This is a genomic window from Nonomuraea turkmeniaca (genome assembly GCF_005889735.1).
Classification (GTDB): domain Bacteria; phylum Actinomycetota; class Actinomycetes; order Streptosporangiales; family Streptosporangiaceae; genus Nonomuraea; species Nonomuraea turkmeniaca.
On record NZ_VCKY01000102.1, the window covers coordinates 1 to 21,775 of the forward strand.

The 21,775-nt window shown below is 68.3% G+C and carries 22 protein-coding genes and 1 pseudogene; 14 read left to right on the forward strand and 9 right to left on the reverse strand.

The annotated features are described in order from the left end of the window. Window positions 1-109: 109 nt before the first annotated feature. Entirely contained in the window at window positions 110-361 is a 252-nt protein-coding gene (locus tag ETD86_RS27425) for a hypothetical protein (RefSeq protein WP_138669044.1), read from the reverse strand. Between the two features lie 388 nt (window positions 362-749). Between ETD86_RS27425 and ETD86_RS27430 the strand changes: the two genes are divergently transcribed. Both ETD86_RS27430 and ETD86_RS27435 read left to right on the forward strand, forming a co-directional pair. Further along, window positions 750-968: an EF-hand domain-containing protein gene (locus ETD86_RS27430; protein WP_138669045.1), complete on the forward strand. Its 219-nt coding sequence runs from the start codon at window positions 750-752 to the stop codon at window positions 966-968. A 388-nt stretch (window positions 969-1,356) separates the two neighbouring features. Then, window positions 1,357-2,406: an NAD(P)-dependent alcohol dehydrogenase gene (locus tag ETD86_RS27435; protein WP_138669046.1), complete on the forward strand. Its 1,050-nt coding sequence runs from the start codon at window positions 1,357-1,359 to the stop codon at window positions 2,404-2,406. Window positions 2,407-2,511: 105 nt separating this feature from the next. Here the strand turns inward: ETD86_RS27435 and ETD86_RS27440 are convergent, their stop codons facing one another. Genes ETD86_RS27440 through ETD86_RS27450 form a run of 3 tightly spaced genes read right to left on the reverse strand, consistent with a single transcriptional unit; the run spans window position 2,512 to window position 3,695 of the window. Beyond that, window positions 2,512-2,925 (reverse strand): DUF5360 family protein, encoded by a 414-nt coding sequence (locus ETD86_RS27440; RefSeq protein ID WP_138669047.1) that lies wholly within the window; start codon window positions 2,923-2,925, stop codon window positions 2,512-2,514. Then, window positions 2,909-3,460 carry a TetR/AcrR family transcriptional regulator gene (locus ETD86_RS27445; RefSeq protein ID WP_138669048.1) on the reverse strand — a complete coding sequence of 184 codons (552 nt, stop codon included), beginning with the start codon at window positions 3,458-3,460 and terminating at the stop codon, window positions 2,909-2,911. The genes ETD86_RS27440 and ETD86_RS27445 overlap by 17 nt, the downstream gene beginning before the upstream one ends. A gap of 31 nt (window positions 3,461-3,491) precedes the next feature. After that, window positions 3,492-3,695 (reverse strand): hypothetical protein, encoded by a 204-nt coding sequence (locus ETD86_RS27450; RefSeq protein ID WP_138669049.1) that lies wholly within the window; start codon window positions 3,693-3,695, stop codon window positions 3,492-3,494. Between the two features lie 167 nt (window positions 3,696-3,862). Here ETD86_RS27450 and ETD86_RS27455 point away from each other — a divergent pair, with 167 nt between their 5' ends. Genes ETD86_RS27455 through ETD86_RS27465 form a run of 3 tightly spaced genes read left to right on the forward strand, consistent with a single transcriptional unit; the run spans window position 3,863 to window position 5,544 of the window. Then, window positions 3,863-4,210, forward strand: coding sequence for a YciI family protein (locus ETD86_RS27455; protein ID WP_138669050.1), 348 nt, complete (start codon window positions 3,863-3,865; stop codon window positions 4,208-4,210). Beyond that, window positions 4,210-5,391 (forward strand): RNA polymerase sigma factor, encoded by a 1,182-nt coding sequence (locus ETD86_RS27460; RefSeq protein WP_138669051.1) that lies wholly within the window; start codon window positions 4,210-4,212, stop codon window positions 5,389-5,391. Before ETD86_RS27455 ends, ETD86_RS27460 begins: the two co-directional genes overlap by 1 nt. A gap of 12 nt (window positions 5,392-5,403) precedes the next feature. Beyond that, the gene (locus ETD86_RS27465; RefSeq protein WP_211370350.1) at window positions 5,404-5,544 is read left to right on the forward strand and encodes an alpha/beta hydrolase family protein; all 141 of its coding nucleotides are present in this window, start codon (window positions 5,404-5,406) and stop codon (window positions 5,542-5,544) included. A 106-nt stretch (window positions 5,545-5,650) separates the two neighbouring features. On the opposite strand, the gene ETD86_RS27470 is transcribed toward ETD86_RS27465, so the two are convergent. Next, window positions 5,651-6,574, reverse strand: a complete 924-nt coding sequence (locus tag ETD86_RS27470; RefSeq protein ID WP_138669052.1) for a phage baseplate protein — start codon at window positions 6,572-6,574, stop codon at window positions 5,651-5,653. Between the two features lie 315 nt (window positions 6,575-6,889). Between ETD86_RS27470 and ETD86_RS60205 the strand changes: the two genes are divergently transcribed. Then, window positions 6,890-7,015, forward strand: a complete 126-nt coding sequence (locus ETD86_RS60205; RefSeq protein WP_425465662.1) for a hypothetical protein — start codon at window positions 6,890-6,892, stop codon at window positions 7,013-7,015. 132 nt (window positions 7,016-7,147) lie between these two features. Here the strand turns inward: ETD86_RS60205 and ETD86_RS55465 are convergent, their stop codons facing one another. Both ETD86_RS55465 and ETD86_RS27480 read right to left on the reverse strand, forming a co-directional pair. Continuing rightward, window positions 7,148-7,474, reverse strand: a complete 327-nt coding sequence (locus ETD86_RS55465; protein WP_170223300.1) for a hypothetical protein — start codon at window positions 7,472-7,474, stop codon at window positions 7,148-7,150. Window positions 7,475-8,805: 1,331 nt separating this feature from the next. Then, on the reverse strand, window positions 8,806-9,066 hold the full coding sequence (locus tag ETD86_RS27480; RefSeq protein ID WP_246148270.1) for a helix-turn-helix domain-containing protein: 261 nt from the start codon (window positions 9,064-9,066) through the stop codon (window positions 8,806-8,808). 591 nt (window positions 9,067-9,657) lie between these two features. Between ETD86_RS27480 and ETD86_RS55470 the strand changes: the two genes are divergently transcribed. The 8 genes and pseudogenes from ETD86_RS55470 to ETD86_RS58395 form a co-directional block, all read left to right on the forward strand. After that, a complete protein-coding gene (locus ETD86_RS55470) occupies window positions 9,658-9,816 on the forward strand; it encodes a hypothetical protein (protein ID WP_170223301.1) in 159 nt (52 codons plus the stop codon). Between the two features lie 303 nt (window positions 9,817-10,119). After that, the gene (locus ETD86_RS27485; RefSeq protein WP_138669054.1) at window positions 10,120-11,421 is read left to right on the forward strand and encodes an ABC transporter substrate-binding protein; all 1,302 of its coding nucleotides are present in this window, start codon (window positions 10,120-10,122) and stop codon (window positions 11,419-11,421) included. An 11-nt stretch (window positions 11,422-11,432) separates the two neighbouring features. After that, the gene (locus tag ETD86_RS27490; protein ID WP_246148264.1) at window positions 11,433-12,353 is read left to right on the forward strand and encodes a carbohydrate ABC transporter permease; all 921 of its coding nucleotides are present in this window, start codon (window positions 11,433-11,435) and stop codon (window positions 12,351-12,353) included. Next, the gene (locus tag ETD86_RS27495; RefSeq protein ID WP_138669055.1) at window positions 12,343-13,206 is read left to right on the forward strand and encodes a carbohydrate ABC transporter permease; all 864 of its coding nucleotides are present in this window, start codon (window positions 12,343-12,345) and stop codon (window positions 13,204-13,206) included. Before ETD86_RS27490 ends, ETD86_RS27495 begins: the two co-directional genes overlap by 11 nt. Beyond that, window positions 13,207-14,616: a Gfo/Idh/MocA family protein gene (locus tag ETD86_RS27500; RefSeq protein ID WP_138669056.1), complete on the forward strand. Its 1,410-nt coding sequence runs from the start codon at window positions 13,207-13,209 to the stop codon at window positions 14,614-14,616. 53 nt (window positions 14,617-14,669) lie between these two features. Next, window positions 14,670-15,521, forward strand: coding sequence for a DUF6807 domain-containing protein (locus tag ETD86_RS27505; protein ID WP_211370351.1), 852 nt, complete (start codon window positions 14,670-14,672; stop codon window positions 15,519-15,521). Then, complete coding sequence (locus ETD86_RS27510) at window positions 15,518-16,732, forward strand: ROK family transcriptional regulator (RefSeq protein WP_138669057.1); 1,215 nt, start codon at window positions 15,518-15,520, stop codon at window positions 16,730-16,732. Before ETD86_RS27505 ends, ETD86_RS27510 begins: the two co-directional genes overlap by 4 nt. A 133-nt stretch (window positions 16,733-16,865) precedes the next feature. Next, a pseudogene (locus ETD86_RS58395) lies at window positions 16,866-17,141 on the forward strand (hypothetical protein); the annotation flags it as partial. Window positions 17,142-17,394: 253 nt separating this feature from the next. On the opposite strand, the gene ETD86_RS27520 reads toward ETD86_RS58395, so the two are convergent. Both ETD86_RS27520 and ETD86_RS27525 read right to left on the reverse strand, forming a co-directional pair. Next, the gene (locus ETD86_RS27520; RefSeq protein WP_138669058.1) at window positions 17,395-19,533 is read right to left on the reverse strand and encodes a sialate O-acetylesterase; all 2,139 of its coding nucleotides are present in this window, start codon (window positions 19,531-19,533) and stop codon (window positions 17,395-17,397) included. A gap of 61 nt (window positions 19,534-19,594) precedes the next feature. Next, window positions 19,595-21,769 (reverse strand): DUF6351 family protein, encoded by a 2,175-nt coding sequence (locus ETD86_RS27525; protein WP_211370352.1) that lies wholly within the window; start codon window positions 21,767-21,769, stop codon window positions 19,595-19,597. Window positions 21,770-21,775 lie beyond the last annotated feature (6 nt).

The window sequence follows — 21,775 nt, forward strand, 5'->3', positions numbered from 1 at the left end:
TCCAGCCGGAGCCCTTGTTCGATCATGAGAACAGATGTACCCGCGATGACCCCATCCGGCCAGCAGGTACCAGATCACGGCGTGTCGCTGACCTGGGGAAACATGCGCATTAGCCGATTAAGAGGGAGCAGATGACGGTCAGCAACTCGGGCGTGGCCACGAGGTGATCTTCATGGTGTGGGGTGGCGGGAAGGGTGTGCTGGTGGCGGCGCAGCCGGGTGCCGCGTGCCGGGTGCTGCGTGAAGGCGCTGGCGGCGGAGCTGTCGGTGACGTTGCCGGGCAGCAGCGGGCGGGTGACCGCGGGCCTCCGAGCCTCACTGGCGGACACGCCCTTGTGGCGCACATCGATGAGGTCGCCCACCTCGTCTGCGCCTTCCGGCCAGCGCAGCGCGCCTGCCCGTCCGCGTACACCACGTCGTCTGTCGAATGACCGGCACGCTCCGCTTGGGGCCGTCGTCGAACCGCACCCGCAGCCCAGCGTCCCGGAACGCCGTGATCCACCCCGGCTGCCCGTACACGATCACCCGGTCGCCCTGGCACAGCTGGTCTGCGCCACGTTCGTGCGAGCAGGCGGTGGGACTTCGCCGAGACGGCGGTTGGCTCGATTTGGCTTCCTTCCGTCGCGAATTCGGGATGGGCGCCACGCCCGGCGTTTTTCGGCCCCGTCATCCCTCGCGTGGGGGGACGAGCTCGTGCTTCGATATTGCCTTGTCCGTACAGCGCATGAAGCGCACGATGAGAGGTCACCCATGCCAGCTCTTGACGACCCGACCGCCACGTTCCAGAAGTTCGACCGCGACGGGGACGGATACATCACCCGCGAAGAGTTCACGCTCGCCATGAACGCGCTCGGCGAGGAGGTCACCGCCGCCGAGCTCGACTCGATCTTCAAGGTTTCGGACGAACACGATGGGGACGTGGACGGGCGCATCTCGTTGGCGGAGTTCCTGGTGGCCTGGAACAAGTGACGGCGCGCGTCCCCGTCCGTAAGGATCATCGGGTCGCCCCAGTAGGCGGGCACCCGGTAGTCCGGTGCGCATACTCCGCCTGAGACCTGCCGTCCAGCAGTACCTCGCGCGTGCGCGCGCGTTAGCCTCCGATGTGGTCCCGCGGTCGGGCCATCCCCTGGACACCATGAGCGCCCCGGATCGCTCAGCAGGCCCGACTCGGTGTACCAATCATGAACGGCGCATTCCTTGCCAAATGGGACGGCGGTTACCGGTCATTCCTCTTGGGGTAGGAGGCTAACGCTGGCATCGCCGGGGGACGCTGCGACGCCCTGGCGCTGTCGTCGCCGGTCGGGGGATCCGCACCACGCGTTGATGACGGTGGCGCGTCAAAAGGGGGACGGGGAGTATGAAGGCGTTCGTCATGAGGGAGATCGGCAGCGTCGGTTTCATGGAGAAACCCATTCCGCGGCCGGGGCCCGGCGACGCCATCGTCCGGACTACCAAGGCTCTGATCTGCACGTCGGATTCCCACACCGTCGCCGGAGGCATCGGCCCCCGGGAGAACCTCACGCTCGGCCACGAAGCGGTCGGTGTCGTGCACGAGGTGGGCAGCGACGTCAAAGTCTTCCAGCCGGGCGACCGCGTCCTGGTCGGCGCCATCACCCCGGATTGGGGCGATCCGGCCGCTCAGAACGGCTTTCCGTCGCAGTCGGGCATGGCGCTGGGCGGCTTCAAGTTCGCGAACTCCAAGGACGGGGTGTTCGCCGAATATTTCCATGTGAACGAGGCCGACGCCAACATGGCGAAGATACCCGACGACATTTCCGATGACCTGGCCGTTTACTGCGCCGATATGCTCTCGACCGGCTTCATGGGGGCGGAGAAGGGCAACATCCCGATCGGCGGGACGGTGGCCGTTCTGGCGCTGGGGCCGGTGGGCATGATGGCCGCGGCGGGGGCCAGGCTGCGCGGCGCAGGCCTGGTCATCGGGGTCGAATCGGTGCCTCAGCGGCAGGATCTCGCGCGCACGTACGGCGTGGACGAGATCGTGGACTTCAGCCGTGAGGACGTCGTCGAGCGGATCATGGAGCTCACGCACGGAGAGGGAGTGGACACCGCCATCGAGGCTCTGGGCATGGACGCGACGTTCCAAACAGCCATCAAGATCACCAAGCCTGGTGGGACGGTGTCCAACATCGGCTATTTCGGCGAGGGAGAGTTCGTCCGCATCCCCCGTGTCGCATGGGGAGTCGGAATGGCGGACCAGACGATCGCGACGGGGTTGTGCCCCGGCGGGCGGGTCCGCATGGAGCGGCTATTGCGGGTGCTGCAGGCCAAACGCCTCGATCCCACCGGCATGACGACTCATGAATTCGAGTTCGACGACATGGAACAGGCCTTCGAGGTTCTCGACAAGAAACTCGACGACGTCATCAAGCCGCTGATCTCGTTCTAGACGCGCATATCGGCTCGCGTCGCGAACAAATCGACTCCTCGACGGGCACCTTCATGGGCAACTTCCCGCAAGCGTTCAGCCACATCGGGGTCATCGCCAGCGGTGTCAATCGCGCACGGGCGAAAGCGGGGACAGCGGTTGTCTCGTCAGACAGATGATCCCGGGAACGGGGAAGAGCATGAGGTAGAGGTTCGGTATCCACCAGGCGAGTGAGAAGTCTCCCCGCAACGTCCAGAACGCGATCGCCATGAGCCCTGAGGCCATGGTCAGCACCAGCGAGACCAGCATCAGTGACGGACCGCTCGCCCTGCCGCGGCGCAGGAGCCACAGGCTGGTCAGCCCGGTGACGCTGGCCAGCAGGTCGATCCAGAGGAACGACCAGTTCCAGTCGACCATCAGCGGATTGGCGTAGTCAGCGAACGCCCACTCCAGCGGGATCAGCCCGAGACCGGTGACGGCGAAATAGACCACGAAGCCGACATCCGTGACGAGCATCAAGCCCTTAGTCGCGCGCAGCACGGTCGATCGCCTCCATCAGGTAGCGGCGGGTCCCCTCGTGCAAGTCAGGTCCAGGAGGGCCGAGCCCAAGCAGCCTGGCCGCCCACCACCCGTCCACGGCCAGCCGTACGGCTGTCGCCGCCGCGGGGTCGACACCGTCGTCGGCGAGCCTGGCCTGCCAGGCGGCGAACCGCTCACGCAACGGCTCGAGCTCCGCCGGGTCGACGAGCATCACCGCAAGCAGTGCAGCGGTGACGCGGTCGGCAGGCGCCGTGGTGGTGGTGTGCCGCTCGGGGATGGTCGCCTCGACATAGGCGCGCAGGAAGTCGCCCGGGTGGGTGCCCGCCTGAGCGAGCGCGTCCTCGAAGGCCTTGGTCAACCGATCGACCATGGCGCCGACCAGCGCCTGTTTTGTGGGGAAGTGGTAGAACAGTCCGCCCTTGGAGACCCCGGCCCGCTTGGCAACGGCTTCGAGGGTGAGCGACTCACCTCCCTGCGACAGCAGCACGTCAGCGGCGGCGTCGAAGAGACGGTCCTTCGAGCTTGGTCGTGGCATGCCAAAACTATACCGGTCAGCCGGTACAGTTTCAGAGCAAGCCCTCTGCTGCGACAACACCGGCCGGCCGGTGACTGAGCGGGGCGAACGGCCGTCCGTTCCAGGCGGCGGCGAACAACGGGACGGGAAAGGCGGGCGAGGCCGTCGTGGCGTACAGGGCCGGGGCGGCGCTCGGCGACTCCTCCACCGGCAGATCGACCTTCGCCACCGTGCGGCCCCGCCAGCGGGTCGCCAAACGCCTCGGCTCCCGGGTGCCGTACCGCAACGCTGACCGCCTCGTTCGCGGGTTGTAGGCCTTCGTGAGCTCCGGCGCAGGTCGTCAAGTTTTCCGGTGTCGACCTGTCGATTTCGCGGCTCGCCATTCGTCTCATTGTGTAACCATCTGGATGAGGAGGCGGAGCGTTGCAGTACGTCATGCTGATCTACCACGGCACCAGCTCCAAGGAGTGGGACGCGCTCTCCGAGGAGGAGCAGAAGCAGGTCTATGCCGACTACGGGGCGATCAACAAGACGCCAGGCGTCACCCCCGGCGTTCCCATGGGTCTCCCTGAGAACGCGACCACGGTGCGCGTCGAGGGCGGCAAGACCCTGACCACCGACGGTCCGTTCGTCGGGATGAAGGAAGCCGTCGGCGGTTGGTTCGTCCTCGAGGCCGACGACCTCGACGCGGCCATCGAGGTGGCCGCCCGCGTCCCGGCGGCCCGCCTCGGCGGTGCCATCGAGATTCGACCCGCGCAGACCTATTGGTGATGACACTCGATCAGGTCTTCCACGAGCAGTGGGGCCGGGTGCTGGCGACCCTGATCGGCTTCCTCGGCGACTTTGACCTCGCCGAGGAAGCCGCGCAGGAGGCCTTTGCGATCGCCGCTGACCGATGGCCACGCGACGGCATCCCCAGCAACCCTCGCGCCTGGCTGATAACGACGGCTCGGAACCGGGCCACGGACCGCATCCGCCGCGAGCAGGCCCTCGCCGCCAAGTCCGGCCTGCTCGCCGCAGGCAACTCTGCCGAGGTGCCGATGAACGCCACGACGTTTCCCGACGAGCGCCTGGAGCTCATCTTCACCTGCTGTCATCCGGCGCTCGCGGGCGAGGCGCAGGTTGCGCTCACCCTGCGCACCCTCGGCGGGCTCACCACTGACGAGATCGCCCGCGCCTTCCTCGTACCGGAGCGCACGATGGCGCAGCGGCTGGTGCGGGCCAAGCGCAAGATCAAAGCAGCGGGGATCCCCTTTCGAGTGCCACCGCGTCACCTGCTCCGCGAGCGACTCGACGCCGTTCTCGCCGTCGTCTACCTGATCTTCAACGAGGGCTACAGCGGACGCGACGAGCTCGCGGCAGAAGCAATCTGGCTGGGCCGCGCGCTCGCTGAACTGCTTCCGGACGACCCCGAGGTTCACGGGCTGCTGGCGATGATGCTCTTGCACGACTCCCGTCGCGAGGCGCGATTCCGCGACAGCGAACTCGTGCTGCTCGGCGATCAGGACCGGTCACGCTGGAACACCGAGCAGATCGCCGATGGACGCGCCGAACTCGACCGAGCACTCGCCCTCGGCGGCCGCGGGCCCTACGTCCTGCAGGCCGCCATCGCCTCGTTGCACGCCGAGACGCCGTGCGACTGGGCGCAGATCGCGGCGCTGTACGGCGAGCTCGCCCGCCTGACCGGCTCGCCCGTCGTGGAGCTGAACCGTGCCATCGCCATCGCCGAGACCGAAGGCCCCGAGGCCGGCCTGCGCCTCGTCGCCCAACTCGGTCTCGACGACTTCCGCTACCTGCACTCGACCAGGGCCGAACTCTTGCGGCGCCTCGGGCGGACCGACGAGGCGCGTGACGCCTATCGACGTGCGAGAGAACTCACCGACGACGGCGCCGAACAGCGCTTCCTCGAACGCCGGCTGACAGAACTGGCGGCCGCCACTCGCTCAGGCTGACCCCGTGACGGAATGCACCGCAAGCTGCTGTCGGCCGATGTCGAGGCCGAGCTGCACGTCTTCGAGGCGATGCCACACGGCGGCTTCGGCGGCGCCAGCCCCGAGGACGCCGAGGTTCGTCGTTTCCTCGACCAGCACCGCCGCCGACACTGAGCCCGGCTCCCGGCCAGCGCCTTGCTCGGCGGCGGGTGGAGCTCGCCCTCCGCACGCTCGACAGAAGGCCATCGCCGTCGGTCGAACTCGGGTGGTCTGCACCTGATCAGACCAACTCACTCTTGTAGAAGACGGTGGCCTGCCGTACCCCACCGGTGTTCGAATGGAACCCGAAGGCCAGCCGCGGGCCGGTGGGGTGCATCCAGATGGCCATGCCCTGCGGCTCCCGGCCAGGAAGAGATGCACCCGTCGTGGTCTCCCACTTGTTGACCACGGTCGACTGGCCGGTGTCGTTGAGGTCGACGACGGTGATGTACGACGGCCCGTTCGCCTTGCCCTCAAGCAGGTACGCGTAGCGGCCGTAGGCCGTGTAACCCTGGAACGGGTTGCTCTCTCCCCAGGACCCACGTGAGGGCAGTGCACGTTCGACCAGGCGGTTGGCGCTGCCAAGCCGGCCCGCGCGCGCGTCGCTGAGGTTGAAGGCAACGATGCGCGGCAGGTCGGCGCCGGTCTTGTAACGCACTAACAGCCGGCCGGTCGAGGGGTCGATCGCTGGTTGAGGATTGATCATGATGTCGCCGATGGAGGGCGTGCGGTCCTGGATTGCGCTGCTGGTCTTCTCCAGAACCCCGCCGTTGACGAACTTGAATCGCCCGATCTTGGTGCCGAATCCGCTGGCGCTCGCCTGCCACTCGGTCCACAGGTAGACCGCTCCGTCGTACGGCTCCGCCGCGATCGCCACGCCGTGGCCGAAGCCGCGGAGCTTCATCGAGCCCAGGATCTTCCCCTCTGTATCCGTCTTGGTGATCCAGAGGTCGCCTGTCTTCGAGCCCGGCTCCACCTCGGCGAAGTAGATGTGCTGGTGCGCGTTGTCGTACGCGAGGGACTGCAGCACCCAGTTGTGGCCGAGTGACTTCTTCAGGATCGGATTGCCGCCATCCCCCGGCAGATCGAAGCGGGCGGAGTCTGGAACGTCTGCATGCGCCGGGCGGGTTCCGAGGAAGGCCCCAGCCGTGATCCCGGAACCCACAACTAGGAGGCTCCGGCGGTTGAGGAAAGGAGGCTTGCGCATCGGTTGTCTCCCGTGTGGTGGTGGAAATCTTGCCAAAAGCGTTCTAGCAAGCCCTGGTGTGTTCCGGGTATCTGCGCCCTCAGCCGGTGGGGCCCCAGCGGGGTGCCATCAGCGTCTTTGACGTGCCAGAGGTAATCGCCGACAGATTCAGCCCGGCCCGATCGAGGAGACCGCGAGGACCGGCACCGGCCGGCGTTCCCTCTCGACCCCTGACCGGCCAGGGCGACTCCCACACCCAGCTCGCGCTGTGCGCGCAACCGCGCGGTGGTGGACGTGGACGTGGAGCTGGGCCTGATCAAGGTCGTCGAGCCGGCCGCGGTGCAGGACATCGGGAAGATCCCCAACCCCTCGCCCTGGGCCGATCCACGGCGGCATGGCCCAGGGCGACGTGCTCGGTGAAGGCCATCGAGGGCAGGCCCAGCTCGACCGCCCCGGCGTACGACCCCTCCAGCGAGCCGAGCGGAGCGGCCCAGGAGCATTCGCCGGCGCACTCAGCCGGGCCGCGACAAGATGCCGCGGCCCGGCCGCGTGTCAGGAGCCGTCGATCTCGCCGACCGCGCCGGGATAGTCGGCCTGACCGTCGATGTTGCCGAAGTCCTGCCAGCCGCCCGGCCCGCGAATCGTGTGGTACGGAGTACCGGCGGCGTTGACGGCGAAGACGTGGAGCCGCCCGTCGGGCAGACCCGCCACGCCCGTGTGCCGGACCGCGCCGATGTCGCGTGATAGAGCTTGAGAGCGCCACCCTGCGCCCTTCAGTAAGGTCGCTGCCCTCTGCTGCAGCGCCTCGATCATGCGGGTGGTCACCCGGGACGGCCCGTTCTGCCGGGTGATGCGGCGGGTCGCCTCGATGCCGTCCATGCGGTGTTCGCCGGGTGGCGTGCGGCGCCTTGTCCTTCGACCGGCTACTCATGCAGCGAGAGAACGTCTGCACCAGTTCGTGGGCTTCCAGCCACTTTTCCACCGCTACGTTTCAGGCGGTGACGGCACTCGTGCCCGGGGTCGCCTTCGCTCCAGGCCGTCCTCACGACGCCGTCCATCCAGGCACTCCGACCACCGCTGTCAGCCGCCAGCATCGCTCCGCGCGAAGGACGGCCACAGCAGGCAACCTTCGTCAGCGGCGACGCCGACGGCGACGGCTGTTCTCCGCACCGTTACTGTCCTCCGGATCCGGAAGCAGGAATCGGAACAGGCGCAGACGGATGGGCTGGTAGCGCTGGATCAGCATTGCTCCCCCTCATGGACCGGAGTGGCATCCAGTCGATGTGCGTCCTTTCACGTTCTGACCTCGTGCCCACGCTACCGGCGGTCTGCTTCGAGGAAGCCTCCCCAAAGGCCTCTAACCTGCGTTTTTGCCGGAGCGGGCGGCAGTAGGCGGATCTTGTTCTGATTGGACTCCGTGCGTTGGCCGTGAGCTTGCCAACGTCGTTGATTCTGGCTGTGCTGATCCCCTGGCCTTCGGTGCGGCCTGCTCTGCGCCGCCCGGTGGCGGGGATTACCCCTTGCCTGCGCGCAATCCTTATGACTTTGCTGGTTCATGCCCTCCTGCCGCCGCTGGCAGCCAGACGCACCAGTGGACGCCTGTCCGCACCGAGCCGCCAGCTACGTACAGCGCGTCAAATGCTTTGAAACCGGCGCATCAGCGCGCTGCGACACCTTCTCCAGAGACAATCTGATCAGGCCAAGGTGGTTTTTAACGTCGGGTCCGACGGGAGGACCAGATCGCACCAATGGCACACCGGGGGCACGGATACGGCGCCGAGGCCCGCACTGCATACGTCGACGGCAATGCCAGGGGCCAGTTCTGACGGCCGACGCGGTGACACTCGGCGAGCGCGATCGCCTGGCCGCCGCCTTGAGGACGTCGAGCGGTCGACGACCAAGGGGGCCACGACCGTCGGCATCGTGCCGCCCGACGACGTGGAGGATGACCGTGGCCGCGCTGACACGACGGCGCTGCAGCGCGTGTGGATCTGTACCGGGCCCGGCACTGGGGTGGCTGTCACCCGGGGCAAAGTAGCTCTGCGTAAACGGCCTTCGCGGTAGTTCATCGGCGGAGGCCGCTTGAGGCGGGGAAAGGTAACGGACTGTTGCATACGAGTCCGCCATGCCGCGATCACGGCTGTGTTGTCCCGGAAACGGGGCCTGGTCAGCGTTGTCGAAGACCAGGCCGCAGGGTGACGAAGCCGGTGTCAGTCCCCGGCCGCGCGCTCGCGTTCGCTGTTGATGCGCAACGCCTCGGCGAGTTGGTCTTCCAAGATGATGATCCGGCAGGCGGCTTCCACAGGCGTGCCCTGGTCGACCAGCTCCCGGGCTCGGGCCGCCAGCCGAAGCTGGTAGCGAGAGTACCGGCGGTGGCCACCGCCGGAGCGTTTCGGCTCGATCAGTTTGGCAGCGCCTAGAGCTCGCAGGAACGTGGGAGTGACCTGGAGCATCTCCGCGGCCGCGCCCATGCTGTAGGCGGGGTAGTCCTCATCATCGAACGGGTCTTCCGCCCGGTGGTCAGCGCTGGCTGCGGTCCCGGCGGCGCGAACGTGCTTGTCGCCGCTGCCAGCTAGGTGGGTTTGATCCATAGACACCCTTCATCACGCGAACATGGGGCCCCGGCGCCTGTCGCACCGGGACCCCGAAGAGGTTCAACACCATCTACCGGCCATCTGGCCGGCTTACTGTCGTCCGCATCCGCCGTACTGCGCGGCGGTGATGCGGGGATCGCGGATTCGTGACCGTAGACCACCTTCCAATCGTGTGGAACTGCGGTACCCGAGCGGCGAGACTCAGCCGGCGCGGGCGATCCTGATGGCGTTCAACACTCCCTTCCCTATCTTCTGGACTGGCGTCCACTTCCTCTCGGCAGCGCGTCCACGATCTGGGCCCCTTACCACTGCGCTGGCCCGTCACGTCCGACCTTCTGCCTCAACTCCCTTACTTCATCCTCATTCCGGGCAGTTCATCGTGGTGCTACTTCTTCTGCTGCCCGGTGGATCCGTTCCTTGCTATGCCAGAAACACTAGCGCCATCGGGCGCAAATGTCTACTACGGCGATGGCAGATTTCCAGCATCCGCTGCGGCAGTCTTCCTGGGGCGGCGATGAGACCGCGATCGACACCCACGAGGGCAAGCTGCATCCGGCCACGGTCGAAGGCCTCTGGCCCATCCGGGCGATGACCCGCGCCTGTCCCCCACCGACCTCCAGGTCGTAGTGGTGCGGGCCACGCGGCACCCCATCCCTGGTTCGTGCGAGCCGAGGACCGAACGAGCAAGGTCAGGGTGGCAGCCGCCAGGGCGGCACGACGCGCAGTGGTCACAGGGGGTCGCTTTCCTGAGGGAGACCGGGCCGTGGCGGTTTCCGCAGTCGCCGCGGAGTCGGGGGCGAGGTGCCCTCACTGTAGGAAGGCCGCTGAATTAGCGTCAATGGCTTTCCTTAATATTTCTTTCATGGATTGACGCAATCGGAAACCCCGCCGTAGCCTCCTGGCAACCCCCCGTGTGAAGGGCAACGATTGATGATTTCCAGAAGAGACATGCTGCGCACCGCCGGACTGACCGGACTCGGTCTGGCCGTGGCCGCCTGTGGACGTGGTTTCGGCGGAGGCGGCAGCGAGGCCGCCTCCGGCAAGATCGAGCTGAACATGGTCTGGTGGGGCGACGCTTTCCGCGCCCAGAAGACCCAGGCCGCGCTCGACCTGTTCATGAAGGCCAACCCGGGCATCACCGTCAATACCGAGTACCAGGACAGCGGCCCCTACAAGGACAAGCTGGCCACCCGCTTCGCCGCCGGCAATCCGCCGGACCTGATGATGATGCGCATGGACAGCCTGCGGGAGTACGCCGACCGCAAGTCGCTCCTCAACCTCAATGACCACACGGGCATCGTGGACACCACCAACCTCAGCCAGGCCGCGGCGAGCCTCACCAAGGTCGGCGACGCCGTCTACGGCATCCCCTCGGGCCTCAACGCGATCGGCTACATCGTCAACAAGACGATCATCGACCAGTACGGCGTGACCATCCCCGACGGCGCCACCTGGACCTGGCAGGATCTGGCCACGTTCGCCAAGGAGATCACCGACAAGAGCGGGAAGAAGGTCTACGGCACCCTGGTCGACCCGGCGACCCTGGCCAATCTGGTCGTCTACGTCTCCCAGCAGGGCGAGGACCTCTTCACCGCAGACGGCAAGTTCGGCGTCAGCGAGGCCACGCTGACCAAGTGGTTCCAGATGTTCGAGGACATGCGGAAGGAGGGAGGCTTCCCACCCGCGGGGTTCGTCGAAACGATCGGTTCCTCGCCCGACCAGTCCTACATCGCCAAGGGCTCCATCGCATCGCAGATCATCCCGAGCAACGGTTTCCTCGGCTACAACAAGGTCTCCGGCGGCAACCTGGTGCTGCTGGGCATCCCCGGCGAGGCCACCGCCAAGCGGCGGGGCACGAACATCGGCACCCCGGCGCTGTGGTCGATCGCCGCGGCCTCCAAGCATCCGAAGGAGGCGCTGCAGCTGCTCGACTTCCTCATCAACGACGTGGAGGCCAACAAGGCCATGGGCACCACCCGGGGCGTTCCCGCCAGCACTGTCGTCGCCGACGCGATCAAGCCGACGCTGGAGAAGGACGACCAGGTGGCCACCGACTATCTGATCGGCCTGCAGAAGCAGACACTGGTCGCCGTTCCGCCCTACCCCAAGGGCGCCAGCGGCATCCAGGACGAACTCACCGCGGTCGCTCCCGAGGTCGAACATGGGCGGCTGACCCCGGCCGAGGCCGCCAAGAAGGTCATCGAGGCGGCGACGAAGGCCCTGTCGCAGTGACGCTCACGTCTGTGAAGGACCCGGCCGTGTCCGAGGCGCCGGTTTCGCCACCCAAGGCGGCGAAACCCCCTCAGGACCGGTCGGGTTACCTGTTCATCCTCCCCTGGTTCATCGGGATGGCCTTCACGATCATCCCGTTCTTCGCCTCGCTCTACCTCGCTTTCACCGACTACAACCTGCTGAACGTGCCGAACTGGATCGGCCTGGAGAACTTCGCCGAGATGTTCTCCGATGACACGTGGTGGCAGTCGGTCAAGGTCACGTTCATCTACACCTTCGTCTCGGTGCCGCTCTCGCTGGCCGCCGCGCTGGGCGTCGCCATGCTCCTCAACCGGGGCGTGCGAGGCCTGCCGGTCTACCGGGCGATCTTCTACCTGCCCTCGCTGCTGGGCGGCAGCGTGGCGCTGGTGCTGCTGTGGCGCTACATCTTCGGCCTCAACGGCATCGTCAACGCCTTCCTCGGCTTCTTCGGCATCGACAAGATCAGCTGGACGTCCGACCCGGACCACGCCCTCACCACGCTGATCATCCTGCACATCTGGACGTTCGGCTCCCCCATGGTGATCTTCCTGGCCGGCCTGAAGCAGATCCCGTCGATGTACTACGAGGCCGCCGCGATCGACGGGGCGAACAAGTGGCAGCAGTTCCGCAAGATCACGCTGCCGCTGCTCAGCCCGATCATCTTCTTCAACCTGATCCAGTCGCTGATCTCCTCGTTCCAGACCTTCACACAGGGGTTCATCTTCAGCGGAGGCAAGGGCGGGCCGGCCAACTCCACGATGTTCTACAACCTCTACCTGTACAAGCAGGGGTTCGAGCAGTTCCACATGGGCTACGCCTCGGCGATGGCCTGGATGCTGCTGATCATCATCGCGGCGTTCACCGGCCTCAACTTCCTCCTGGCCAAGCGGTGGGTGCACTATGACAACTGACGAGAGCTACCTCGAGCGCGTCGGCAACTCCCGCCGCAAGCGCTTCACCAAACACCTGCTGCTCTGCCTGGTCAGCATCGTCATGCTCTACCCGTTGCTGTGGCTGGTGTCCAGTTCGCTCAAACCGTCCGGGATCGTCTTCAAGGACCTCTCGCTCTGGCCCGCCGAGTGGGACTTCTCCAACTACACCGAGGGCTGGACGGCCCTGCAGTTCCCCTTCGACCTCTACCTGGTCAACTCGGTCGTCATCGTCGTGCTGAGCATCATAGGAAACCTGCTGTCATGCTCGCTGGCCGCCTACGCCTTCGCCCGGCTCAACTTCCGTGGCCGCAAGCTGTTCTTCGCGCTGACGCTCGGCACGATGATGCTCCCCGGTCACGTGCTGCTGGTCCCGCAGTACATCGTCTTCGCGAAACTGGGCTGGCTCAACACCTACTTCCCGCTGATCGTGCCGAACTTCCTGGCCACCAGCGCGTTCTACATCTTCCTGATGGTGCAGTTCATCCGCTCCCTGCCCAAGGAGTTGGACGAGGCGGCCCGCATCGACGGCGCGGGCACGTTCCGGATCTTCTGGAGCGTGATCCTGCCGCTGTGCAAGCCCGCCTTCGCCACCACGGCGATCTTCACCTTCATCTCGACCTGGAACGAGTTCTTCTCTCCCCTGCTCTACCTGACCGAGCAGGAGCTCTACACCGTGCCGCTGGCGGTGCGCCAGTTCATCGACTCCGAGGGACAGTCCCAGTGGGGGCAGATGTTCGCCATGTCGTTCGTCTCCCTCGCCCCGGTCATCGGGTTCTTCATCGCCGGCCAGAAGTACCTGGTCAAGGGCATCGCCACCACCGGATTGAAGTAGATGAAACGCTATTCCTTCGTCGGGACCGGCTCGCGCGCCCAGATGTACCTGGCCGCCCTGCTCGGCCCCTACGCCGGCCTCGGCCGTCCGGTGGCCTTCTGCGACACCAACGAGGTGCGCATGGCCTACTACGACCGGATCGTCGGCACCCCACTGCCGCACTACCTGCCCGACGCCTACGACGAGATGCTCGAACAGAGCGACGTCGTCTTCGTCACCTCCCGCGACGACACGCACGCCGATTACGTGAGCCGTGCGCTGCTGGCGGGGGTGGACGTGGTGGTGGAGAAGCCCATGACCATCGACCTGGCCGGGGTGCGGCAGATCCACGACGCGCTCCAGGCCGGTACGTCGGAGCTGACGGTCACCTTCAACTACCGCTACTCCCCGCGCAACGCGCTCATGCGGCAGCTCATCGCCGACGGGGAGATCGGCGAGGTCACCTCCGTCACCTTCGAGTGGTGCCTGGACACCGTGCACGGCGCCGACTATTTCCGCCGCTGGCACCGCGACAAGGCCGCCTCGGGCGGGCTGCTGGTGCACAAGGCCACTCACCACTTCGACCTGGTCAACTGGTGGCTGGGCGACCGCCCCGAGGTGGTCTTCGCCCGCGGCGGGCTACGCTTCTACGGCCCCGACAACGCCCGCCGCCGCGGCCTGGGCGCCCGGCCCGCGCGCGGCCTCATCGACGGCGACCCGTTCTCCCTGGACCTGGCCTCGGACGAGAAGCTCCGCGAGCTCTACCGGGACGGCGAGCACCTGGACGGCTACATCCGCGACCGCGACGTCTTCTCCGACGGCATCACCATCGAGGACAACCTCAACGTGGTGGTCGGCTATCGGGGCGGCGCGTCGATGTCCTACACCCTGCACGCGCACTGCCCGTGGGAGGGCTACCGCGTCGCGATCAACGGTACGGCGGGGCGCATCGAACTCGACGTGGTCGAGCGGCCCCACGTCTCACCCGCGGACGCCTCCTCGACGATCGGCGCGGCCACCGCCGCCTCGAAGGTGGCCGTCGCCTCCGAGGTGGCCGTCGCCTCCAAGGTGGCCGTCGCCTTGGCCGAGACGGAGGCCGAACCGGCCGACGTCCTGGACCCGAGCGCCCTGTCCGAGAGCGAAAGTGCCGTGGCTGACGGGGGACACCGGCAACGTGGCTCGCGTCTGCTGCTGCAGCGCCACTGGGAGCCCGCGGTCGAGGTGCCCATCCCCGAAGGCGCGGGCGGCCACGGCGGCGGGGACGCCATGCTCCTGCACGACCTCTTTCGCGGTCCCTCCGGAGACCGGCTGAGCAGGCACGCCGGGTTCGCCGACGGCGCCGCGAGTGTGCTGGTCGGCGTTGCGGGCAACGAGTCGCTGCGCACCGGCAGGGCGGTCTATCTGGACGAGCTGGGATTGCCATTGCCATGACCCCCGCCCTGCTCGTGGCGGCACCGCTCGGGGACTACGCTCATAATCCCCGGATGCGAAAAGGCGGCGAGATGGCCACGGAAGTGCTGCGGCTGGATGGACGAGAGGTGGCCTCCTATGTCTGGCAGCCGAAGGCGCCCGCTTCCAGTTCACCGCGCCCCTTCCTGCATCCCGTACGCACCCTGGCCGGCCGTACCGTGACCGACGCCGTGCCCGACTCCCACCCGCACCAGTTCGGGATCGGCGTGGCCTTCCCCGACCTCGACGGGGTCAACTTCTGGGGCGGGCGCACCTTCGTGACCGGTCACGGGCCGGCCTGGCTCGACAATCACGGCAGCCAGCGGCACGAACGCTGGCTGGGCCGCAGCGAGACCTCACTCTCGCACGCGCTGCGCTGGCTGGGGCCCGACGACGGGCTGCTGCTGCACGAGCGGCGGACGATCACCTGCACGCCGGTCGACGGGCCATTCCACGGGGCCGTCTGGTCGCTGGCCGTACGGACCCAGCTGACCAACGGCGCCGAGCGGGCCCTGGTGATGCGGAGTTCGGCGGCCAAGGGCCGGGTCGGCGCGGGCTACGGCGGCTTCTTCTGGCGCGGGCCGAACGTCACCGGCGCCGCCGTGTTCAGCGCCGCGGGCGAAGGCGTGGAGCCCGTGCACGGCCGGAGCGCCGCCTGGGTCGCCGTCGCCGCCCCGGAGTGGACCCTGGTCTTCCGGCCCGGCGACGAGGACACCGCCCAGGATCCGTGGTTCGTCCGGGCCCGCGACTACCTCGGCGTCGGCTCCTGCGTGGCCTGGGCGGAGCCGCTGGTGCTGGAGCCGGGCGAGGCGATCTCCCGCACCGTGGTCGTCCTGGTGGCCGACGGCCGCCTCACGGCCGAAGACGTGGCCCGGCTGGCGACATGACCGCCGCCTTCCGGCCCAGCGCGCCGCGCTCGCCTGAGGGCGCCGTCCGGCAGGAGAACCTGCGCGAGCTCAACCTGGAGGTGGTCTTCCAGCGCATCCTCACCGCGGGCGGTCCCATCTCCCGCACGGAGCTTGCCAGCGCCACCGGGCTGACCCGGCCCACCATCACCCGCATCGCCGAGGAGCTGCTGGCCGGACAGCTCATCACCGAGAAAGGCGTCACCCACAACGGCCGGGCGGGCCGCCCGCGTGTCGGCCTCACGCTGTCGGACCGCGGTCCCGCCGGGCTCGGCCTGGACATCCGCGCCGACGGCCTGGCCGCGTGCGTCGTGGACCTGACCGGCACCGTGCGCCACCTGACCTTCGCCCCGGCCCGCTACGCCGGCCGGGACGCCGCCGCCGTCCTGACCGAGCTGGCACGCTTGGCCCGCGAGGCCATCGACGCCGTCACCGCCAAGGACCTGACCGTGGTCACCACCACCTTGGCCGTGCCCGGACCGGTCGACGGCGGCATCGCTCGCTCGGCCCCTGCGCTCGGCTGGCGCGACGTGCCCGCCGGAGCGTTCCTCGGCGACATGGGCCTGACCACCGCCGTCGAGAACGAGGCCAACCTGGCCGCCCTCGGCGAGCTGTACGCCGGCGACAACACCCTCGACAGCTTCGTCTACGTCTCCGGCGGCCTCGGCATCGGCGCCGGAATCGTGCTGGGCGGCCGCCTCATGCGCGGCGCCCGCGGCTGGAGCGGCGAGTTCGGCCACGTCACCGTCCACCCTGACGGCGCTGCCTGCCCGTGCGGGTCTCGCGGCTGCCTGCAGACCTACGCCAGCACCGCCGCCATCATCGGCGACGACCCCGCTCCGGAGTCCGCCAATCCGGACAACGTTGTCACCGAGCGCGCCGAGGCAGGCTCCCCTTCCACGCTCGCCGCCCTGGAGCGGGCCGGCACCGCGCTCGGCATCGCCCTGTCGAGCGCGCTGAACATCCTCGACATCGACACCGTGCTGCTGGGCGGCAGCTTCTCGCTCATGTCGTCCTGGCTCACCACCACCGCCAAGGCCGAGATCGACCGGCGCGTGCTCACCGCCGCCTGGGCCCCTGTCACCGTCCGCCCCGCCCTGCTCGGCCCGGACGCCGCCGTGATCGGCGCGGCGCTCACCTCCATCGACCAGATCCGCCGGCAGCCCACCGTCTGGCTCGCCCGCCAGGCCTGAACCTCCGGCAGACCAGGCACATGATCGGCGCCTTCCGGGCTCTGGCCCTGCAACTGGCCACCCGTGCCATCGCCTCCCGCGAGCAGATCCTGGACACCATCGGCCGGGTGGCGTGCTCCCTGCGTGCGAGCGTGTGGGTTCATGGATCACCACATCGCCCCCAACCGGCGGGCCCGCATCTCCCCGGACGACCTCGTCGGCATCGGGCCGTCCACGTTCCAGCTGGTGGACGACACGCTCATGGAGTACGCCGACACCGGCGAGGTCTGCCTCCAGGCGCACGGCCTCACCGTCACCGTGGAGGACGGCAAGGTGCTGCTGGACCGCGCGACGTTTCCGGTCGGCGAGAAGTGCCCTGTTAGCGATCATCGGCCCCAGCGGCCCGGGCAACTCCACCCTGCTGCGCGCGCTCACCGGGCTGCGCCCCGCGGACCAGGGCATGGTCACGTACGACGCTCGACGTCGATCAGCTCATCCCGCACATCCAGGATCCGCCGGACCCCCTGTGGCGCGAGGACCTGGGCATCTGGGTCCTGGACATGAGCGTCCTGGCCATCCTCGCGGTCCTGTGCGCCTTCCTGGTGGCCCGCCTGCTGCGCCGCCACGAGCCCGCGGTGATGCGCGGCAAGTGACCGAGTTCCACGACCACGTTGTGCGGCACACTATTCGACGGGGATCTGGAAGGCGAGCAGACCCATGCCGAGCGTGTCGATGACGCGGGGGCCGGCCCCACGGTGGGCGACGTACGCCACGGTGGCGTCGGCCGGTACCGGCCGGTCCAGCGTCAGCACCAGGCCACGGCCGCGTTGCCAGCGCACGGATTCCACGACGGTGCCCGGTACCCGGAAGTCCGCGGCGGCGCCGTCCTCGACGGTCAGCGGGTCGGCGGGTGAGAGGAGTTTTACCACCAGTTGGTGCGGGTTCTCGTCGATCCGGTGAGCCCCTCTGGGGTTTGGCGGCGCCACCTTCGGGGCACCCGGGCGGTACAAGCCGTCGAGAAGCATGGCCGCGTTGTGTTCACCGAAGGTGCGGTAGCCGTCGATGTAGTCGAAGTGGCAGCCGTCGTGACCGTTGAGGCCGGTCGTCGACAGCACCCGCAGGTTGTCGATGGTGTCCGGCAGCCGCCGTTGGGCGTCCCGCAGCGCCACCGGGATCGCCTGGTCGCATGGGGAGCTCCGGACCTGGTGGACGTAGACCGGCAGCTCGGCGCCGTAGTCTTGGCGCCAGTCCGCGACCAGCTCGGTGAACCCGGCGACGTGTACCTCAGCTTTGTCGCGGTCGGCCTCACCCTGGTACCACAGCATGACGTCGATGGCGTCCGGCCCGGTCAGGCCGGCCCGGGTGAGGCGTTGCAGCAGCATCCCGTAACTGGTCGCACCATCGGTGGGGGCGCTGTCGTTGCGGGCGAAGTAGCTGATCGGCTTGCCACCACGGGCACCGTTGACGATGACGATCGGGATGCCGAGCTCGGCCGACATCAGCTGTCCCATGCGGACCGCCCACTGGCCGATCGCCGCGACCCGCTGGATGTTGTCGCCCATGGCGTAGGTCCAGCCGCCGATGGCGGCGGCCAGCCGCGAGTTGTTGTTGTTGGACGTACCGAAGGTACGTACCCACCGGGACCGGTCCGCCTCCGACGACGTCGAGTTCGACTGCTGGCCGGCCTGCGCGTTCGACTGGCCCTGCACGACGATGACGTCACCGGCGACGACGTCGAGCGCACGTCCGATGCGGTGGCTTTTGCCGTCGGCGGTGAGCGCGACAAGGTCCAGGTCGGTCGACGCCAGCGCCACTGGCAGCGAGACGGTGAACGAGAACTGCGGTGCCGCCGGTGAGACGGTGGCCCGCCGGGTCGTCTGCCGGCCGTCGCGGGTGGTCCGCAGCTCGACCGCGGTGACGTCCGGGTCAAGTGCCACCCCGCTGACCGGCACCGACACGCTGGTGGCGGTTCGGCCCGGGCGGGGGACCACCTGCCGCGAAATCGGGGCGGTGTCCACCCGGGCCAGTGAGGGCCGGGCGTAGAAGGTGAGCCGCCGGGCGGTGTAGTCGTCGGCGTTCTCGGCGGACGTCCAGTCGGGGTTCTCGCCCGGGCCGGCGCCGATGCCGATGTCCATCGTCTGAGGGCCGGCGGTGGTGAAGGCGTTGACGGCCAGCACCGGAGTCGCGGTGGCGGCGTCCGCGGCCCGCGGGCCGCGGGCGTCGGCGGCGTCGGCGAACGCGTGCACCTGGAACGAGCCGTACCCGTTCGCCCACAGGACCGCGTCGTCGGCATCGCGGGCGGTCTCCGACGCTCCCGGTATCTGCCGCGAACCCGTCCCGTCGTACTGGTTGGGCCACATCTCGACCCAGCCGGAGCCGCCGTCGACCTCCTGTACGCCGGGCACGTTGGAGGCGACCGTCAGGTCGTCGACGAACTGGTGCCGTGACTGCTCCATGCGGGTCGGCAGGCCCAGGTCGTCGGGGTTTTCGCTCAGCGCTTCCATCGACGTCCACACCCAGGTGGTACCCGCTTCGGTGGTGAGCTCCAGGCAGTAGCCGACTCGGTCGAAACCGCCGGCCACGCCGGCGGTGTCGTCGAAGGTGTACGGAGGGGTGCTATCCCGCCAGTTCGCGGCGGTGGGCAGGTCGAGCACGCGCACCAGCCGGTAGCCCGCGGCCTCGGCGTCGCAGGACGTCGGCCAGGCGTCGGTGGCGGTCGGATCAGCGGCGGCGACGCCGGGGGCGGAGACGGTCGCCGCGGTGAATGCCAGGGCAGCGCATCCGGTGGTTAACAGGCGGGTGTGGAGCCGAAGTCGCGGCATGGGCACTCCTCCATGGGTTGAGGTCGGGAGGGTAGACGGCGGGCCGGTCGCCCACCCGAGATCAGTTGAACGCCAGCCAGGTATCGCGCAACGGCCGCTGCCCGACTCCGGGCTTCGTCCAGTCGCACACGCCCGATGGGAAGACCTCCAACAGCCGGCGGCGCTCAGCCGGGCTGAAGGTCACCCGGTAGTCGCTCCAGTCGACGGCCTTGCGGTGGCAGGTCACCACGTCATCGGTCAGCGGAGCGCCGGCTACCAGTCGTGGAGTGGGATAGGCGGGGAACAGCTGTCCGCACTCTCCGGCATTGTCCGCAGTGAGCCGTTGAACGATCTTGCGAGGCTCGGCGTCGCGGCTCCAGCAGGCGTCGGTGAGATCACCCGGCTTGTTCCGCACCACCTTTTGGTGCGCGGACAGCCGCGAGTCATCGCCCACGATCGCGGTCAGCCACTCCTCCATGCTCGTCAGGGCGTACCGCAGGGTGGGGCTGGTCAGGCTGAACCCGCCGAAACGGTTGTCCTCCACGAGGAAGACCTGGTTGTCCGCGTCGCCGTTCGCCGCCTCCAGCCGCGCCCGGGTGGCATAACCGTGCGTCATCATGTGGATGTCGCCGTTCGCGGCGTCATCGGAGTACGACCGGTAGTCGATGATCGGCGTGCCGGCCAGGCCGGCCCCGCCGAAGAGAATGCGCCCGGTGCGGTGGGCGGCGCTCCTCGCGATCGGGTCCGCCGCGGTGCGCTGCGCCGTCGGCTTGGCGTCGATGTCCAGTCCCCCGAGGCCCTGGTTGAGGTCGAGGAACTGCTGCGGGGTGATCGCGCCCGAGTTCAGCGCGGCCAGCCCGTACTGCACCCCCACGTTGTCCAGGGCCCGCCGGGCGAACCCGGTGGCCGGATCGCGTCCGTAGACGTTCACGGTGTGGTCGTAGACGTCTCCGCGCGCTCCACGGGGGTTGGTCTGCGGGTGGTAGCGCAGCTCCGCGGGCAACACCGCGGGGAATTCGGCGACCGGGTCCAGCCGCTTCGCCCCGTCGCTGAGGTTGCGGATGCTCTCCCACCGCCGGAAACCGGCGACCTGGCGCTGCTCCTCCTGGCTGAACGTGTCCGGCGCGACCTCGGTGAAATAGTGCTCGAGCAACCGGGAGTCGAACAGCGTGAAGTTCGTCGCGGACGTGACGTCGGGGAACGACTGCCCGACCACGATGCCGTCCAGCAGACCCGGGTAGTTGTCCGCGATCTGGTGTCCCTGGTAGGAACCTCCAGAAGAACCCCAGCCGATGGTGAACAGCGGATCGCCGTAGCGCTCGACGAACCGTTCCTTGACCATCATCATGGTCTCTGCCGCGAGCAGGTCGTTGCAGTTGTTGCCGAAGACGTTCAGCGACGCCGACGCGACCGCGTAGCCGCGGCCGAGCATCTTCGGGTCCAGTACACCGCCGGTGTTCGTGCCCTGGGTGTACCAGCCGCGCCGGCAGCCGCCGCCGAAGGTGTAGATGAGCCGGTCGTTCCAGCCGGGGCTGCGCCGGTGGAAGGCGGGTTCTTCCGTCGCCGGGTCGTGCAGCATGGAGATCTGGTAGATCGACCGGTTGACCGTGCCGGTCTCGATCCGGATGAGGAACGGGACCGTCTGGCCGGTGAGGGTCGTCGTCCAGGCGAGGTCGTCGGGTCTGGCCGCCGGATCCGGCAGCGGCAGGGTCTTTCCGCCGGTCGACCGGTAGGCGTAGTCGACCCGGGTGGCCACGGAGCAGTCGGCGTCGAGAGGGTCGCCGAGCGTGCCGCCGTCGACCAGGCGGAACCGGTCCGTGGTGCAGACGTACGGCGTTTCGTGCGGACCGCTGATCACCGGCCCGGTGGCCGGATGGTTCGTCAGGACGAGCTGGTCGCGCTGCGGCCCCGCGGTCGCGACAAGGTGGTTGCGTCCGGGCCGCAGCCGATCGACGAGGCCGGTGAAGGCGTGCGCGTTCGCGTCTGCCCGGAAGGAGCCGGTGATGTCGGCGCCGTTGAGCGTGAACCGGACCACGTCCAACGGCTGGCCGCGCGGCACCGCCGCGGTGACGAGCACGTCGTCCGCCGTCACCAGTTCGGGCCTGGCCGACAACGCCACCAGTCGCAGTCTGTCGCTGCCGGCCGCCGCTGCCGGTGCGGTGTAGGGCGCGAGGACCGTGGACGCGGTGACGGCGACCACGGCTAAGACCGCGGCGAGTACGGATCGTGGCGAACGGTATCCAGTGACAGGGCGCATTATGTG

What these genes read in the sequence shown, in the direction of transcription:
- ETD86_RS27430 (WP_138669045.1), top strand. Translation starts at nt 750, where the DNA reads ATGCCAGCTCTTGACGACCCGACCGCCACGTTCCAGAAGTTCGACCGC.
- ETD86_RS27435 (WP_138669046.1), top strand. Translation starts at nt 1,357, where the DNA reads ATGAAGGCGTTCGTCATGAGGGAGATCGGCAGCGTCGGTTTCATGGAG.
- ETD86_RS27445 (WP_138669048.1), bottom strand. Translation starts at nt 3,460, where the DNA reads ATGCCACGACCAAGCTCGAAGGACCGTCTCTTCGACGCCGCCGCTGAC.
- ETD86_RS27460 (WP_138669051.1), top strand. Translation starts at nt 4,210, where the DNA reads ATGACACTCGATCAGGTCTTCCACGAGCAGTGGGGCCGGGTGCTGGCG.
- ETD86_RS27465 (WP_211370350.1), top strand. Translation starts at nt 5,404, where the DNA reads ATGCACCGCAAGCTGCTGTCGGCCGATGTCGAGGCCGAGCTGCACGTC.
- ETD86_RS55465 (WP_170223300.1), bottom strand. Translation starts at nt 7,474, where the DNA reads ATGGACGGCATCGAGGCGACCCGCCGCATCACCCGGCAGAACGGGCCG.
- ETD86_RS27480 (WP_246148270.1), bottom strand. Translation starts at nt 9,066, where the DNA reads ATGGGCGCGGCCGCGGAGATGCTCCAGGTCACTCCCACGTTCCTGCGA.
- ETD86_RS55470 (WP_170223301.1), top strand. Translation starts at nt 9,658, where the DNA reads ATGGCAGATTTCCAGCATCCGCTGCGGCAGTCTTCCTGGGGCGGCGAT.
- ETD86_RS27485 (WP_138669054.1), top strand. Translation starts at nt 10,120, where the DNA reads ATGATTTCCAGAAGAGACATGCTGCGCACCGCCGGACTGACCGGACTC.
- ETD86_RS27495 (WP_138669055.1), top strand. Translation starts at nt 12,343, where the DNA reads ATGACAACTGACGAGAGCTACCTCGAGCGCGTCGGCAACTCCCGCCGC.
- ETD86_RS27500 (WP_138669056.1), top strand. Translation starts at nt 13,207, where the DNA reads ATGAAACGCTATTCCTTCGTCGGGACCGGCTCGCGCGCCCAGATGTAC.
- ETD86_RS27505 (WP_211370351.1), top strand. Translation starts at nt 14,670, where the DNA reads ATGCGAAAAGGCGGCGAGATGGCCACGGAAGTGCTGCGGCTGGATGGA.
- ETD86_RS27510 (WP_138669057.1), top strand. Translation starts at nt 15,518, where the DNA reads ATGACCGCCGCCTTCCGGCCCAGCGCGCCGCGCTCGCCTGAGGGCGCC.
- ETD86_RS27520 (WP_138669058.1), bottom strand. Translation starts at nt 19,533, where the DNA reads ATGCCGCGACTTCGGCTCCACACCCGCCTGTTAACCACCGGATGCGCT.
- ETD86_RS27525 (WP_211370352.1), bottom strand. Translation starts at nt 21,769, where the DNA reads ATGCGCCCTGTCACTGGATACCGTTCGCCACGATCCGTACTCGCCGCG.